This window comes from Halocatena pleomorpha (assembly GCF_003862495.1).
GTDB lineage: Archaea > Halobacteriota > Halobacteria > Halobacteriales > Haloarculaceae > Halocatena > Halocatena pleomorpha.
Window position 1 is genome coordinate 18409 of record NZ_RRCH01000019.1, and the last position, 16203, is coordinate 34611.

The window sequence follows — 16203 nt, forward strand, 5'->3', positions numbered from 1 at the left end:
TATATCTGATCCGTATCAGAGCGAGTTTCTATCCATTCCAACGTGATAGTAGTACTTTGTATTGGTGTGCTTGAAGATCTTCAAGCTCAGCTTGAAGCAGTTTTCATTTAGTTCATCACTGTTCAACAATAACTACGCACTAGCTAATTCCTATCTGATTGTGCGATACAGGGAGAATAGTGCTGACCAACTCAAACACTAGTTAAGTTGTCACCAAATTTAAAATACGATGAGAATGTGTTCGTTTGTCCACTGTAACCCAGATACGCCACCACAAGCACCCGCACAGTAAATCGTTTTGGCGTACTACTCAGAGTTGTTCAGCGATCGCTTCAGCGAAATAGGTGACGATCAGATCGGCACCGGCGCGTTTGATCGAGAGCAGCGACTCGTGTGCGACAGCGTCAAGATCGAGCCAGCCGTTCTCGGCAGCGGCGTGGAGCATGGCGTACTCGCCGCTGACGTTGTAGGCCGCCACGGGCTGGTCGAAGTTCTCGCGCACCGTGCTGACAATGTCAAGGTAAGAGAGCGCCGGCTTGATCATCAGCACGTCCGCACCCTGTTCAACGTCGCGGACGACTTCCCGAGTGGCCTCGCGCGCGTTGGCGGGATCCATCTGGTAATGGCGACGGTCGCCAAAGGCGGGTGCACCGTCGGCGGCGTCGCGGAACGGGCCGTAGAACGCGCTTTCGTATTTCGCCGCGTAGCTCATGATCGGCACGGATTCAAAGCCCGTCTCATCCAATGCCTCGCGGATCGCGCCAACCATGCCGTCGGTCATGCTGCTCGGGGCGACCATGTGAGCACCGGCCTCGGCGTGGGACACCGCGATCCGTGCGAGTCGGTCGAGCGTCGCGTCGTTATCAACTGTCAATTCAGGCGATTCACGGGCGTTCTCTTCGAGGATGCCACAGTGGCCGTGGTCGGTGTACTCACACATGCAGACATCAGTGATCACGGTGGCGTCGGTTTCACGGGTGATGTCCCGGACGGCGCGCTGAACGACGCCGTCTTCAGCCCACGCACGCGAGCCGTCGGCGTCTTTCGACGCCGGAATACCGAACAGGATGATCGTCTCGACGCCGGTGTCGAGCACCTCCTCGACGCGATCAACAGCCTGAGCGATGGGGACGCGCTCGTGGCCGGGCATCGACGGGATCGAAGCGCGCTCGTCCGTCGTCGCGTCGACGAAGACGGGCGCGATGAGATCGCTCGGAGAGAGAGAGGTCTCGCTGACGAGCTCTCGAATCCCGTCTCTGCGAAGACGGCGAGGACGACGCGGAAGTGAGTTCATACCAGGACCTTTTCGATCCAACTAAAAGCCAGTGTCGGCTTCGAACGATCATGGGCCTCGCGCTTAGGTGTAACCGAGGGCAGCAAGCCGTTCGTCGACCTGATCGTCGCTGACTGTCTGTGACACCGGCGGTTCGTACGCCGGATCGTACGTGTGCTCATCGGTTGCCGTCAATCTCATCCACGGAACACGTTTTAACACCGGCGCAGGGACCCACGGTGGATGACCGTAAATTCCCCACTCGCCCAGACAGTTCGCGTGATCAGCGGTGATGGCGACATCGGCGTCGAGATTGTCGAGCAACACGGCCACGTCTTCGAGAACGTATTCGAGGTTGTCTCGGTAGGCGCGCCAAATCTCCGTTCGTGAGACCACTCCGTCGCGGTAGAGATTCCAGACGTTCTTGCTACCGCCGGCGTCGACACCGATCTGATCGCTTTCGAACCCCTCTGACCAGTCCGCGTCGATAAACGGGCCGTGGGGTTGGAGATACCAGACGATCATTCGCTCGGCGTCGTCGGTTCGACGCCGCCAATGGTGGATTGCCGAATCAGTGACCGGGCGGGGCAACACCGTGCCCTCCGCGTCGGACCAGGAGTGTTTCCAAATCTCATCGAGTGCAGCCCAGTCCGCAGCGCGGACACAGTCGTCTCGGGTCCAGGCGTTGGCGGCGATCAGCATCGTTTCTGCCATCTCGTCGGCATACCGGGACTGGGTGTGGCGCTGTAGCCACTCGTAGGACGCACTAGCGGCGCTGTAGGTCGGAGTAACCGACGGAAGGCAGTCCCATTCCGGCGCGACCTCCGTCATGAGATCGTACCGACACGCATCGAGGATAACGAGCACTTCCCAATCGCGTTCCCAAACCGGGGTGCCGAAGTTCACCCGCTTGCCGAGCCGACGCCCGCCACCAACGAGAAACTCGATCGAAGAGCGCGTTGTCGCCCGGCGAATGCCGTGCTCGTTATACCGCTGTTTCGTGTTCCGAATCCAGTCGTTGAGGCTCATGACTACAAATGGCAGTTTGACATCCGCCGGTACCGCTCCTGTAGCTCACAGGGGTGTATTTATTTTACTACTACGTAAATAGCACACGTCGTATGAGTGTCTGAGCCGGACAGTGACACCGGCGAATTGATCAATAACCGACACTTCACAGTCCGGTCCTCACCGTGATGAGAGATGAGGGAGTCGATTCGAGAGCAGTCGACGTACGCCGACTGCAGCCTGCATCAAGCGCGTTCGGCGGGTGATCACGTGATACTGCTTCGGTGTGGGGTTGAACTTCGACTTATACCGGCAGAGACGGGGATTGTTGGCTCCTACCAGATCGTACCGAGTGATATTCCGATCTTTTGCGTCACACATGATTCGCCAATCGAGAATATCGTTGGCCGGAAGGGATCCATCGGTTTTCGCCCCGCCCTGCCACCGATAGATGGTGGTGTCGTGTTCAAGTGTGATCAGTCCACCAACGATGTCATCGGCCACTCGAACGGCGTACACCCGCATCATTCCGTCGGGCAACTGGTCGTACAGTTGCTGAACGAACCGAGGCGTGAGTGAATACGACTCGCCCTGTTCCGTGTGCCGGGTTCGAATTCGTTCGATGATCGGCTCAATGCCCGCTGTGCCGGCCTGACCGATCACAGGAGCGTCCCCGGTCACTGCGTCACCATCGCGGATCGTGCTTCGTGCGTCACGGCTGAAGCCCATCAGAATTTCCTCTTTGTCGGGACTGAGGTCCAGAACGTACGTATAGGAGGGAGAAACGTCGTACCCTCGCCAAATGAACGGCCGAGAATCATCGTACTGAACAACGGTTCGGATGTCGATATAATCCGGATCGACTTCGGTACTGATCCAATCTAGACACGATTCCACGAACCGTTTCTGACGGCGTTCTCTTTTCCTCTGTTTGAGCTTCTCGATGTTGAGAAACGCAGGACCGAGGGTGAACACTTCGAGTTCCGGCGGAGAAACCACCAGTCGAAACGGTCCCTTGGTCTGCTCAAACACCGGCAAGACGCCGATCGGCTCCTGACCCTTGAAGCCAACGAGAGTGTGAACCTGAGCGCCGACTTCTGTTGCCAGGAGATCGAGAACACCGTACCGGTGAAACGGCGTCGCTATCGGTGATTGATCAACATACCTGTTCCATTCATCCGCCCGATCATCCTCGAACACGTCGATCTCAATGGTCATAGTTCCGACTACCCGAAAACCCACGCAAACGATCGATCCATAAATCGATATCCCGGTGCCGGTGGCGGCAAGAACAGAATCCGTTTCGCCACCGCATTTGATACGTGATACGATGTTGACTCCTTATTTTTGAACTTCTGCAAATACAATTATTGTATTGATATTTAGAAAAGTCCGTGGCAAATACGGACGAATCAGTGTACGTTCTGCGTCTTTGACTCATCCCCGGCAGCTCTGCGTGCATATCTATTCATATCTGAACGCACCATATATTATAAAACCCTAGCTGTATATTGAATAAACTCCATGTATATCTATATATTACCAGACAGTCGTGGACACAGGGGATTATGGCACCACACCGACGGTGAGCAGCGTGCCGTACTCCCGATAGCGCTCGACCATTGCCTCGCGTGTGTCCCACTCTTCAGTCGGAAATTCACGTTCAGAAGGAATATCAATTTCTCTGTCGGGGATGGTGTCTTGTTCTGCGACGTGAAAGCCCGCGTCTCGAAACGCCGCACGGTACTCTTCACGGGACCACCGCGTCATCTCCACATCGATGAACTCCTGCCACTGGTGGGAGTGGACGTTCTCCTCATAGAAGTTCACCGCACAGTAGAAGGTGCCACCGGGTCGAAGGATACGCCGGATCTCCGAGAGGGTTCGGTGGGGATCGGCGGCGTAGTAGAACGCTTCCATTGACCATACGTGGTCAATGGAGTCGTCAGTGAAGGGGAGAGCGTTGAAATCGCCACCGACGTAGCCGATCGCCGGATCGTCGGTGTACGAACGGGCGTTGCCCACCATTTCGGGGGAGCCATCCAGGCCATAGGCGCGTGCCACCGCCCCCGTTTCGCGGAGTGCGCGCCCGGCGTAGCCACTGCCACAGCCGAGATCGAGCACCACGTCGCCCGACTCGACCGGCATCCGTGCGAGAGCGTGTTTCGCAGTGTGCCAGTGGCGTGCTTCCATCCCTTTATCGCGGCCATCCGCTGCCCACGCGTCGAATTCCTCTCGAACACCCATAGTACGAATTCGAACGCTGTGGACAAAACTCGTTCGACACAGGGTATTTCACCACAGGTGTGATATTGTCACTGATGCGCGCGCCTCGGTTCAAAGCCGCTGACACGGCCCAGCAGGTGATCGGTGGCTTCCTTCTGGCAGGTCCCTTCGTCGTTACTGAAGAGGTGTGGTCGCTCGCTCACGCAATGAGTTGGGTTCAGGGACTTCTCACCGCCGGGATCGTCGGGACGATCGGCTATCTAGCACTGTACGGCGCGGCGACAGAGCGCGATCCCGACCAGGAATCAGATGTCGGTGGCGTTCCGCTCCGATTCGTCTCGCTCATGTTCGTCTCCTTCGGCTCGGTATTGGTGCTTGCACTGCTGTTCGACGCTCCTGACGTGTTTCTCTCCGGTGTCCCGCCCGAACAGCGCGTGCCCACCACGGTAAAGGCGCTCTGCCTCGGTGCGATGTTCAGCGTCGTCGGCGCGGCAACTGCTGACACGGTGTTTTAAGAACATCGAAACTAATATAATCGTATCACTAGATAGGATGGTATGAATCATCCTGCAGTCGGTCGAGGGAACCTCCAAACAGGAACGACCTGCCGATCAGAGGTGAATCATGCATGAGTGATAGTGACAATCTTATTGAGATGATCGAGCGCGATCCAGGGCGGTTCGACGAACACGTCGGGGCGTTCAGGACAATCCTCGAATCGGATGAGACCGATACACGGCGCACGGCCACGCGCCTTATTGGAGACGTTGCGGAGGTGGATCCTGAGATTGGAACGCGTCACCCTGGTCTGCTCGAACTCGCGTTTGGGGACCCGGATAGCGTTGTGCGGGGATTGGCAGTTGGTATCGTCGCAGCCATTACAAAGACGACCCCAGAGATTGGTGCCGACTTTGTCCCTCAGCTTTCTGCTGTACTCACCGACGAGGAACTGACTGGAAGTTCACAAATGGATGGTATTCGTGCACTCGGGAAGATCGATAGGGAAACATCCACGTCAGTTTCCGAGGCCGACGAGGCGCTGGCAACCCTACTCCGTGATACGAATGGGCATGTTCGGGAGACAGTGGCAATAAATCTCGACGACACTGTCAAAGCCGCGCCTCGTGCGTTCCCCGCTATGCTCAAAGCGTTCGTTTCGGTACTTGATGATAGTGAACCAGAAGTTCGCTTACATGCCGCCGAGACGTTGACGATCGTCGCCCACGAAGACGTTGAGGCAATTGAAGATATCGATATGGTGCTGACCGGTCTCAAGGAATTGCGTTCCGATCAGGTCCTCCCAACTGAACGGGTCGAGAAGATGATCAATATCACCGAAGTCGGCGCAGGATACGCCGAGAAGTAACTACGATGGGTTTGCTTGATCGGATCCGGTCACGGTTCCGTACGAACGAGAAATCTCCCACCAACCAGTCAGCTACCCCTGATCGCCAACGACGAGAAGAGCAATTCGGTGATATGCCAGCAGAGATTGAGGAAATGTCTCCCGAGGACGTTGCTGATACCTTGGCACGAATGCGACAAGATGATCGAATTGCATTTATTCGAGAGGGATATATACCTCAAGAAAAATGGAAAGAAACGATGGCCATGATCGAAAATAGTCCCAAGCAACGGGATTTCTGGGGACTCGACGGTCAACAAACGGAATTCAAAGAAGGGGCAAAGGTGTGTAGCACTCATGGAGAAGGGGTGGAGACATGGACAGTAACGAGAGGCTCTCAAGAGACGACTGGCCGAACTAGGGGGTCCTCTTCAGCGTCGAAGACCGAAGTTGGCAGCAAAGTGAGTGGTAGTGGAGGGGTTGGTATCCCAGGGGTAGGAAATATTGATACAACCGGAGAAGTCTCAACTAAGCACGGCCGAACCCGGACTCAGACACATCAGAAGACAGCTCAGGCCACAGATACCACGAGTGGGACAAAAATGATCCATTCGTGTGAGGCCGAGCCAACCGACTGTACCCTCTCCAGACGAGCATTCATGAAAACTGGTGATTTCTATATTGGAAGAGACTACAATAAAATGGAGTCCGAGACACGTCTCATTGACGATTGGGAGATGGATGTTGAACGTACAGCAGAACAGGAGCAGCCTCAGAAAGGGATCGGTGAACTCAGAGAAGAGAGAGGAGCGATCGAAGAGCAAATCGAGGATCTTGGCGATCAAATTGAGATGTATGACAGCAGGATTGGGCAGAATAAAAAATTCATATCTCAATGTGAGAAGGCAATAGAGGAGAGCGAGGGTAATATCGATGAGGAAGATCTCGATAAGAGAGATAGACTATTAGAGAAATACGAAGAGCTACAGGAGAAAAAAGAAGAGATCCGAGCAAAGCAGAAACAGCTTCGAACGGAGAAAAGTGCTCTTCAAGCTCGTATTAAGAACCACGACGAGTACGAACAGGAAGCGACAGACGCATCCGAATCTGCGACACGGGACACTGCGGAGACCGCCACTGAGGACCGAACACAGGGGAGCGAAGATGGGGCGCTGTCCCAAGAGACCACTGCCGAGAACACAACCTCCGAGACGAACACACCTAGCCAGGGTACCGATCCCGACACACCGGCGGGCGACGGCAGTCCGTCCACCGACGGAAGTGACGACCGCGGTGGAGAGCAAGAGACCGATACAGTGGAGGAGTCCCCAACCATTGAACCGAACACCGCGCCCGCAGAGGCGACCGCTGAGGACGCGGCGGACGAGGCTACCCTGTCCGAGTCGGAATCTCCCAACGCGACAGACTCGACCAACGAGTCTGAAATGAACGACGAAGAGCAGTATGCCAACAAAGGCGAGTTGTATCTCGATCGCTACGATCCCGCAAACGGGCAGGCTGGCGGCTTTGACAAATCCAGATGAATACGAATCACCCAGATCCCAGCGCGCAACCCAGATATCGAAGAGATCGGTAGTACCGTCCATGAAGATCGGTAGTACCGTTCACGAGTGTGAGAATCTCACCCGAACCCCCCTGTTTCGACTGGAGCCCACTCGGTCAACTTAACACGTCACCAGTCTCACTCCCCTGTATGGCTGCCGAGAAATCGGAACTCATCACGGCGCTCAAAGCGGCCGACGCAGTACAGTTCGGAACGTTCGAGCTGTCACACGGCGGAACGAGCGATTACTACGTCGACAAATATCTCTTCGAGACCGAGCCGCGCTGTCTGAATCTCATCGCAAGCGGGTTCGCAGAGCGCATCGGAGACGAAAAACCGGCCGGAGTTGCACTCGGTGCGGTGCCACTCGTCGCAGCAACGGCGATGAAAGCCGAGTGTCCGTACGTCATCGTCCGGAAGAAAACCAAAGAGTACGGCACCGGCAACCGTATCGAGGGCCGCCTCACGGAGGGAGAGGAAGTCGTCGTCATCGAAGACATCGCCACCACGGGCCAAAGCGCACTCGACGCGGTCAAGGCGCTCAGAGACGCCGGAGCCGTCGTGAACCGCGTGCTCGTCGTCGTCGACCGCGAGGAAGGCGCGACCGATCGACTCGAAGCAGAGGGAATCGAGCTGGAGGCGCTCGTTACGGCGTCGGAGCTGTTGGACGAATCGTAACGCTACTCAAGAAACCAAATGTGACTCCCACGGATCATTTTCCGCTCTACATCGCCGTTTTCGTGTAGTTTTAGAAGTCTGATTCTCGCGTTCTCTCGGGTACAACCGACGTGACCGGCGACTTCCGGCGTACTCGCCGGTTCGTTCGCTCGAATAGCGTCGATGTATTCGTCGTCACCGAATTTCCGATTTCTCTCGGGCATACAGGTGAGAGATAGGCCAACAAAGTAGTCCTTTCTCCTCTGTGCAAAAGTATAAGTGATGATCATCCGATGAAGTACTCGGAACCGGCCGAATCATCGTGCCGGAATGTCGTTGGAAACCAGAGGGTGCCACAACACCCTCCGAAAGGTCGGTTCCATCGTAGCGACAGAACCATGGTAAATTCTGAACCAAGCGAACTTGAAGGTATCGGCGTGGAAGATGGTGTGGAACAGGCAATTCCACTGCATAGCTGGGCACAAACGGGTAAATGTCCCAAATGTGAGTGTACGTCTTCGCTGCTCATCGGTCCTGAAACGAAATCCGAAGACAGGCTCGTAGAAGTGGTAGACTGCGAAATCTGCAACGCAGTGATGCAAGAAATAGTCGGTCAGATCAACTGGAAGAACACATTCTAATCTCGAAGTAGTTCTCGTAACCATCTTCTCGTTTTGAAATCTGTATAGATGCTATGGGAGAACGTTCTACTAAAATGAATTAGTAGTCGAGAGATATCAGCCTACGAGCTATCGAACAACTCTTCTATTTTGTTAGACATCTCAATAATTTCAGAAACAATCAGTTCTTTGCGCTGGTTGAGAAAATCTTCGAACTGAGCAACAGTATACAGATCTTGATTATCATCTTGAGGAATATAGTGTCGGTTTAGTTGTGATTCATGTCGACTCTGAAGCCACTCATTGTATGGACGATCTGCTTTCTCAGCATTTTCTTCTGGCGTAAGCAATTGGAGATTGAGAATGCTATCTCGGAGTGAATCATACCGTTTTGCTTGGGTAACATTCATATCATAGTCTTCTATCAAATTCCTTTCAGTTAACTCACTTCTAGGAAAGATATGATCGATTTCGAATGTCTCGTGCTCACTAGCTGGATCAGGGAAGTACAGCAGTGAAAGAAATATTTTAGCATGTCTGTCACGATACTTGAGACTCTGAAGCATCTCTCGCGCTTCCTCCTCAAGGAATGTGATTGGTTTCCCCATTGCAAGTAATTCATGATGGAGGCTTTCAAGCGGAAACACACCGCGTGGCGCAGCCTCAATAGCATCTTGTGTAACTGTCATCACCTGATGTCCTGACTGTGTATAACTTCCCTTCAGGAGGGTAGTCGAAAGCCAGTAGAAAATCTTTGCTCTCGTTTTCCGACCTTGTTTAGATTCCCAGCTTAAGTTATAATTTTTATTTAAATAGAAGAAATAAACTATTGGGATAATTGCCACAGTTGAGGAGACAGAACGTCCATCTAATCCATAACTCTTGATTAAATCTAATGCCTTAAAAAATGACCCCTCAAATTCATCCTCTTCGAAGGTAGATTTCATCTCTTGTAGATTATCGGATGAAAATGCCTGCATATCGTATTTACTTCGCAAGCCAGTCGCTACAAGGAGACTACGCAAGACAAAATTGGTGGCAAAATTGAAATTAGAATTGGGATAATAGTTATTGAGTTTATCAACTAACGTAGTAACCTTTTTTCTAGCATCAGTTGGATTATTACTTTTTGACCACTCTGCTGTCGCTACGGACAGCATCATCTCTTCTTTACTTAATTGCGTCCCGCCATCATTCGCTCTAATAAAGATATCGAGTATATCATCATTATGTTTCGTTCCCAATTCATAATAGTTTATTATATTCCGTTCGTGGAAAGTTTGCCAAAGGTCGTTGAGGTTTCGTTGAATATTTGACCTCTCAATTCCATCAATTCCGACCATCTCAAGTTCATTCATGATTTCATCAGTTCTCTCATACGCATCATCTCGCGACTCGATATCTAGAATATCACCAACAAAAAACCAGTATTCAGTCTCTGAGTGAGAGGGCTTGGGTTCTTTGAATTCCAACATATATTTCAATCCGAATTCATTGTCCATGACTGTCGCATTATCAAACAACAAATTCATATACAGCTTTTTACGATCCCAAGAATCAGGCTTTTTCTTGCGTTGGTTATAGCCACGATCTGTAAGACTTCCCTTAAGTCCAATATAGAAAGACGAAAGTCGTTGTTGGCCATCAAGCACTAGTGTCAATTTATTAGGAAGACCTTCGCTGTACTCATCTCGAACTTTTGGATTGCGAAAGTTCCTATCGTCAAATTCAGCAGGATATACACCTTCAGTAATGTAATGTTTGATGAATTCATATTTGATACGTTCTTTTGCAACTTTACCCCTAACGTTCCAAAAGAGGAACGAACCAATCGGGTAGCCCCTAATAACTGAATCGAATAGCTGAATAATTTGATCTGTATTCCAGACAAATTCACGTTGAATACCAGGTAGGAAAAACTGATTATTAATGTCGGGAATAATATTCGCAATTTGCATCGATTGATAGGTCATAGCCTACATCGAGTTATGCCATTTATAAAAATTTTGTCCATTTCTCTATGAGCGTTATTGTTAGAGTATAATCATTTATGGCTCCGAAATCAATATTCATGGCACCGGCTGCTCGGTCCCAACAAATCATACTTTCAAGTCCGAATAACTATTCCCGTGAAACACGAGGCCGGAGTACGACAAAACACCCTCAACATCGATATCAACGTGGTCACCGGCCGTGAGATCCGATCGTTCGCGAACCGATTTCGGGATTGTGATCCGCCCTTTGCTCTCGATCTACTGGGTATCGAAACGGGTGTTCATACCACTACTCGATTCTACTACGGGAGAATCGGGCAAAATCGTCACGACGCCACGGAAACGACCCTTGCACTAATTTACTCACGTTCATGTACATATTCTGGTCAATATTGAATCGAAGTATCCATACCTATGCATTGGAGAATGAGGATATGAACAGGGCGGAGAAAGCGACCCTCCAGTTACGGGCGGTTGCAGTGTTGCGGACGCTCAAAGAGACGCGAACGTACGAGGAGTTGGCTGAAACGACCGGCTTTCCTGCGGGCGATTTGAACCGATACGTCAACGGCCACGTCCTGCCGGGCACAGAACGCGCCCAGCAGCTGCTGGCGGAGACCGGTCCCGAGGCGCTTGCCGACGAACTCGAACGACACATCGCGTTCGACGACGCGGGATACATCGACAACTCGGCGCTCGTGTTCGACCAAACGTTTCTCGACCTCACCGCGCCTGTGGCTGCAGAGGCGTTCGGATTCAACCAGCCGGATGTCGTGTTGACCGCCGCGACCGACGGGATCACGCTCGGAGCGGCGATAGCGCGGTACTTCGACGCCCGCATCGCCTACGCGAAAAAGACCAAAGAAACCGCTGTCGAGGAGTTCATCGAGGCACGCTCCCGACTCGCCAGCGGAATCGAACTCACGTACTACCTGCCCGAACACGCGCTCGAACCGAACCAACGGGTGCTTGTTGTCGACGATCTCATCCGGTCTGGAGAAACCCAAGAACTCCTGTTGGACATCGCATCGATCGCGGAAGCCTCTGTCGTCGGCGTGTTCACTCTCATCGCAGTCGGTGACGATGGGATCGACATCGCCCGCCAACGAACTGATGCACCCGTGGAATCGCTGCTGACACTCGAATAGCATATCTATACACGATCGTGTATACTTCTATCGGAACTCGATAGAAATACTTAATTACGCTGTTTCGATTATGCTCATTCGTGTAAGATGGCACCGATCGATGGGATCAGATCGCTCTTTGAATTCAAGGAGCACGACACCGATCTCCGGACCGAGATCCTTGCCGGGCTGACGACGTTTTTGACGATGTCGTACATCGTCGTGGTGAACCCCCAGATCATGGGACAGGCGATCGATATCGGTACTCGGAGCAACGCGCAGACCGTACAGATGCTCACGGTAGTGACGATCCTGTCGGCGGCGATTGCGACGTTTGTGATGGGGGTGTACGCTAACCGTCCGTTCGCGCTGGCACCGGGACTCGGGCTGAACGCGTTTTTCGCGTTCACAGTGGTCGGGACACTAGGCGTTCCGTGGCAGACGGCGCTGGCAGCGATCGTGGTAGAAGGCGTAATCTTCGGAGTGTTGACCCTGATCGGCGCGCGCAGATACGTGATCGAACTGTTTCCGAAACCGGTGAAACTCGCTGTCGGTGCCGGGATCGGGCTGTATCTCGCCATCATCGGGTTGCAGGCGATGCGGGTTACCGCCGGCGATGCAAGCACGTTCGTGTCGCTCAACCCCGTGTTTGCGACCGATCCAGTTGCGATCATCTCCGTCGTCGGACTGTTCGTGACGTTCGCGTTGCACGCCCGCGGGGTTCGCGGATCGATCATTCTCGGCGTGCTCGGGACAACAGTGATGAGTTACCTCGCGGCAGCACTGGGCTACAACGCCGTGCCCGCAGAAAACGCACCGCAAGGGACGACACTGAGCGGCGACGCGACGCTCGATCCCATCTCGGTGTCGACACTCTCGTCCGATCCCTTTTCAGCGGTCAACTACACCAGCGGTGGCTACGACATCACACCCCTGATCGGTGCGTTTGTCGACGGATTGGCAGACATCGATTCACTCGCGTTCGCGCTGATCGTGTTCACGTTCTTCTTCGTTGATTTCTTCGACACGGCAGGGACGCTAACAGGTGTCTCCCAAGCCGCCGGCTTCCTCGATGAGGACGGCAACGTCCCCGAGATCGACAAGCCGTTGTTGGCCGACGCGATCGGCACGACCGTGGGTGGCATCCTCGGCACGTCGACGGTGACGACGTACATCGAATCAGCGACCGGTGTCGATGAGGGTGGACGGACCGGTCTGACCGCGGTTGTCGTCGCTGGACTGTTTCTCGCGTCGCTGGCGATCGTTCCACTGGCGTCAGCGATCCCAATGCACGCCTCACACATCGCGCTCGTCGTCGTTGCGGTCCTCATGCTCCGGGGCATCGTGGATATCCAGTGGGATGACTTCACGCACGCTGTGCCGGCAGCGCTGACGCTGCTTGTGATGCCCTTTACGTTCTCCATTGCGTATGGTATCGCAGCAGGGATTATCGCCTACCCGGTGGTAAAGGCCGCCAGTGGTGAATGGGCCGATATCAGACCAGGACAGTTGGTACTACTCGTGTGTTTCGTCCTGTATTTCTACGTCCGTACCAGTGGGCTACTCACCCACTTACTGTAGCGGCAGCAACCACTATCACGGCGCATCGGCGGTGTTTTATTATCCGCCACGAACGTAGTCACACCGATGTCATCGATCGAGCTCTATGAACTAGAGGGGTGTCCGTTCTGTGCGACGGTCACGCAAAAACTGGAGGAGCTTGGACTCGATTACGAATCACACATGGTGTCACCGTCCCATGCAGAACGCGACGAAGTTAAGGAGGTGAGCGGCCAGACCGGCGTGCCCGTGCTCGTCGACCACGAGCATGACGTCGAAGGATTGCCGGAGTCGAGCGATATCGTCGCGTATCTCGAAGAAACGTACGGCGGAGAATCGTAGCTCAACGACGAGCGACGATATCGCTGCCTCTGGAAGAGCAACGTAGCACACGCCGACGAAACAACGAATCAGGGCGTTCACCCGCGGCTGTCCATGGAGGCGTGACGGGGTCGATGCTGCACCAAAACCATCAGTCGGATAGAGAACGTTCCTCGTTCGACGGCGATCAATAACCAGACGGTCCGTGTCGCTACGCCGAGACCCATCGATGTGAGAATACTATATCTTTATTGATATTAACGTATTAGTGCGCGGAGAGATTATAACACAAGTTTCATATTTAGCGATCCGTGATAGTTCTCGAAGAGTGCCGATGAGCCGATCATCAAACATAGATATTTCGCCATTTTCCGTTCTCTTACCGGTGTACGCTGGTGACGATCCCAACCATTTCGACACAGCGATCACAAGCATTGCAGAGCAGACGCTCGTTCCGGATGAGATTCTGGTTGTTCGGGACGGGCCAGTGCCTGATCCGCTCGAAGCCGTTATTCAAACGTGGCAAGACGGCTACGAGAAGACGTTCAGGGTTCATGAAATCGAAACCAATCAAGGACTAGGCAATGCTTTGCGAGAGGGAATGAGGGAGTGTTCCCACGAGTACGTCGCCAGAATGGATGCCGATGACGTTAGCGTCCCGGATAGATTTGAGAGTCAGATGAAATTTCTCCAAAACAATCCGGATATCGACGTTGTTGGGGGATATCTCGCTGAATTCGACACCGATCCCGACGAGACACACGCAAAACGGACAGTACCGTGTCGCCACGAAGAGATCGAACAGCGAGCCAAGTTTCGGAGTCCGATGAATCACGCAACGGTGCTGTTCCGCCGAGAATCGGTGATGGAAGCAGGAAACTATCGGGCTGTGACTCGGATGGAAGACTACGATTTATGGGTCCGGATGCTCATGAACGGTGCCCAGTTCTGGAACGTGCCGGAAGTTCTGTTGAAAATGCGAGCCGGCGATGAGCTGTACGACCGTCGAAAAGGCTATGAGTACGCTCGGCGGGAGTTCGAACAGCAGTATCGCTGGTATCGACGAGGGTTCATCAACATAGCCCAGTTCACGTTTAATGTCCTTACCCGCGTCGGAATCAGATTCGCACCAGATTCGATCAGAAAATACGTGTACACTCGTTTCAGGAACCAAGCCAGTAATTGAACAAGAGAGCGACCCACAGGCGTTTCGAAGACGCTCAGTCGTTCCAGTCGGCGGCGTCAAATAACTGCTCGCGTGCCGTGTCGACGACTGTCCGGCCGCTTTCGCTGACGGAGTTGTCCGACTCGACCGGTTCGCGCCCATCACACACGTCATTGATCATGCGGACGCCGTCCGAGATCGATTCGAGTCCGTACCCACCTTCGAGTACGAACGCGAGGGCTGCGTCAAGCCGATCCGAAAGCGACCGGCACCGGGCGGTGAGTGCACCGAACCCTTCGGTCGAAACACGCATCCGGGAGATCGGATCGCGTTCGTGAGCGTCAAAGCCCGCGCTCACGAGAAGGAGTTCCGGATCAAACCGTTCTAAGGCCGGCATGATGGCTTCTTTGAACGCGTACAAGTAGACGGCGTCGTCACTTCCCGGTGGCAGGGGAAGGTTGAGCGTTCGGCCCGTACCCTCGCCGGCACCGGTCTCTTCGACCGCGCCAGTACCAGGATACAGTCCTTCTTCGTGCAACGAGGCATAAAACACGTCGTCGCGTTCGTAGAAGATGTCGTTGGTGCCATTGCCGTGGTGAACGTCCCAGTCGATGATCGCAACCCGATCGACGCGCTCTACTGCCGTCTCGGTTGCGATTGCGGCGTTGTTGAAAAAGCAAAATCCCATCGCGTCGTCGGTGACGGCGTGGTGACCTGGTGGACGGCCGATCGAAAACGGTGTTTCACGCCCCGACGCCCCATCGAGCGCCGCATCGACAGCCCACACAGCACAACCAGCACTTGCAAGTGCGGCGTCCCATGTGTCCGAAACAGCGACTGTATCGGCGTCCCACTGCCCACCGCCGTCGGCACAGAATTCCCGCACTTGTTCGACGTAGTCGGAATCGTGGACCATGGTCACCGTTTCCGGTGACGCCGACGCGGGAGCAACGTACTCAACGCCGTGCTCGTGCGACAAGGCGCGACGGATCGCGCGAAGCCGATCCGGTGACTCGGGATGACGCGGTCCGGTGTCGTGGGCCAGACATTGCTCACGATAGCCAAACATCATGTGTATCTCGACCCAGTTCGTCTGTTCGTAGCGTTGCTGCGGTCGGTACGTCCCACAGACGGTCGAATCATGAAGGTTGTACTGTTCCCTTCGAGCTGTCCGGCGTGTGAGGAGGGCGCGGTCGGCGCGGTGTATAGCCGCGGGGAGCCACCAGTATGGATCACCGAGAGCCGGTCACGGTGGTCCGTCGTATCCTCTGCCTGCGGGTGAGCGAGTCGTGGGCTGAAACCCAACGAGGGAACGCCCACGACTGTGGTCGTGGGAAACATTA

General features: G+C 54.0%; 17 protein-coding genes. 8 read left to right on the forward strand and 9 right to left on the reverse strand.

What is annotated here, in order from left to right:
* Positions 1-310: 310 nt before the first annotated feature.
* From hemB to EIK79_RS08860, 4 genes are all read right to left on the reverse strand, one after another.
* Positions 311-1294: a porphobilinogen synthase gene (gene hemB / locus EIK79_RS08845; RefSeq protein WP_124954762.1), complete on the reverse strand. Its 984-nt coding sequence runs from the start codon at positions 1292-1294 to the stop codon at positions 311-313.
* 63 nt (positions 1295-1357) lie between these two features.
* Positions 1358-2302 carry a hydrolase gene (locus EIK79_RS08850; protein WP_124954763.1) on the reverse strand — a complete coding sequence of 315 codons (945 nt, stop codon included), beginning with the start codon at positions 2300-2302 and terminating at the stop codon, positions 1358-1360.
* Between the two features lie 159 nt (positions 2303-2461).
* Positions 2462-3499 (reverse strand): lipid II:glycine glycyltransferase FemX, encoded by a 1038-nt coding sequence (locus EIK79_RS08855; protein ID WP_124954764.1) that lies wholly within the window; start codon positions 3497-3499, stop codon positions 2462-2464.
* A 348-nt stretch (positions 3500-3847) separates the two neighbouring features.
* Positions 3848-4528, reverse strand: a complete 681-nt coding sequence (locus EIK79_RS08860; RefSeq protein ID WP_124954765.1) for a class I SAM-dependent methyltransferase — start codon at positions 4526-4528, stop codon at positions 3848-3850.
* Positions 4529-4602: 74 nt separating this feature from the next.
* Between EIK79_RS08860 and EIK79_RS08865 the strand changes: the two genes are divergently transcribed.
* From EIK79_RS08865 to pyrE, 4 genes are all read left to right on the forward strand, one after another.
* On the forward strand, positions 4603-5022 hold the full coding sequence (locus EIK79_RS08865) for a DUF2391 domain-containing protein (protein WP_124954766.1): 420 nt from the start codon (positions 4603-4605) through the stop codon (positions 5020-5022).
* A 113-nt stretch (positions 5023-5135) separates the two neighbouring features.
* On the forward strand, positions 5136-5873 hold the full coding sequence (locus EIK79_RS08870) for a HEAT repeat domain-containing protein (protein WP_124954767.1): 738 nt from the start codon (positions 5136-5138) through the stop codon (positions 5871-5873).
* A gap of 680 nt (positions 5874-6553) precedes the next feature.
* The gene (locus tag EIK79_RS08875; protein ID WP_124954768.1) at positions 6554-7396 is read left to right on the forward strand and encodes a hypothetical protein; all 843 of its coding nucleotides are present in this window, start codon (positions 6554-6556) and stop codon (positions 7394-7396) included.
* Between the two features lie 170 nt (positions 7397-7566).
* On the forward strand, positions 7567-8094 hold the full coding sequence (gene pyrE / locus EIK79_RS08880) for an orotate phosphoribosyltransferase (RefSeq protein ID WP_124954769.1): 528 nt from the start codon (positions 7567-7569) through the stop codon (positions 8092-8094).
* Positions 8095-8096: 2 nt separating this feature from the next.
* Here the strand turns inward: pyrE and EIK79_RS08885 are convergent, their stop codons facing one another.
* From EIK79_RS08885 to EIK79_RS19250, 3 genes are all read right to left on the reverse strand, one after another.
* Positions 8097-8297, reverse strand: a complete 201-nt coding sequence (locus tag EIK79_RS08885; protein ID WP_124954770.1) for a FaeA/PapI family transcriptional regulator — start codon at positions 8295-8297, stop codon at positions 8097-8099.
* 518 nt (positions 8298-8815) lie between these two features.
* Positions 8816-10666 carry a DUF262 domain-containing protein gene (locus EIK79_RS08890; RefSeq protein ID WP_124954771.1) on the reverse strand — a complete coding sequence of 617 codons (1851 nt, stop codon included), beginning with the start codon at positions 10664-10666 and terminating at the stop codon, positions 8816-8818.
* A 126-nt stretch (positions 10667-10792) separates the two neighbouring features.
* Positions 10793-10945 carry an AbrB/MazE/SpoVT family DNA-binding domain-containing protein gene (locus EIK79_RS19250; RefSeq protein ID WP_124954820.1) on the reverse strand — a complete coding sequence of 51 codons (153 nt, stop codon included), beginning with the start codon at positions 10943-10945 and terminating at the stop codon, positions 10793-10795.
* A gap of 176 nt (positions 10946-11121) precedes the next feature.
* Between EIK79_RS19250 and EIK79_RS08900 the strand changes: the two genes are divergently transcribed.
* The 4 genes from EIK79_RS08900 to EIK79_RS08915 all read left to right on the forward strand — a co-directional run bounded on the left by EIK79_RS08900 (position 11122) and on the right by EIK79_RS08915 (position 14881).
* Complete coding sequence (locus tag EIK79_RS08900) at positions 11122-11835, forward strand: phosphoribosyltransferase family protein (protein ID WP_124954772.1); 714 nt, start codon at positions 11122-11124, stop codon at positions 11833-11835.
* A gap of 87 nt (positions 11836-11922) precedes the next feature.
* Entirely contained in the window at positions 11923-13395 is a 1473-nt protein-coding gene (locus EIK79_RS08905; RefSeq protein ID WP_124954773.1) for an NCS2 family permease, read from the forward strand.
* Between the two features lie 66 nt (positions 13396-13461).
* Complete coding sequence (locus tag EIK79_RS08910; protein WP_124954774.1) at positions 13462-13716, forward strand: glutathione S-transferase N-terminal domain-containing protein; 255 nt, start codon at positions 13462-13464, stop codon at positions 13714-13716.
* Between the two features lie 313 nt (positions 13717-14029).
* A complete protein-coding gene (locus EIK79_RS08915; protein ID WP_124954775.1) occupies positions 14030-14881 on the forward strand; it encodes a glycosyltransferase in 852 nt (283 codons plus the stop codon).
* A 34-nt stretch (positions 14882-14915) separates the two neighbouring features.
* Here the strand turns inward: EIK79_RS08915 and EIK79_RS08920 are convergent, their stop codons facing one another.
* Together EIK79_RS08920 and EIK79_RS08925 are read right to left on the reverse strand one after the other, a co-directional pair.
* Positions 14916-15932: a histone deacetylase family protein gene (locus tag EIK79_RS08920; RefSeq protein WP_124954776.1), complete on the reverse strand. Its 1017-nt coding sequence runs from the start codon at positions 15930-15932 to the stop codon at positions 14916-14918.
* The gene (locus EIK79_RS08925; RefSeq protein ID WP_124954777.1) at positions 15929-16201 is read right to left on the reverse strand and encodes a hypothetical protein; all 273 of its coding nucleotides are present in this window, start codon (positions 16199-16201) and stop codon (positions 15929-15931) included. Before EIK79_RS08925 ends, EIK79_RS08920 begins: the two co-directional genes overlap by 4 nt.
* Positions 16202-16203 lie beyond the last annotated feature (2 nt).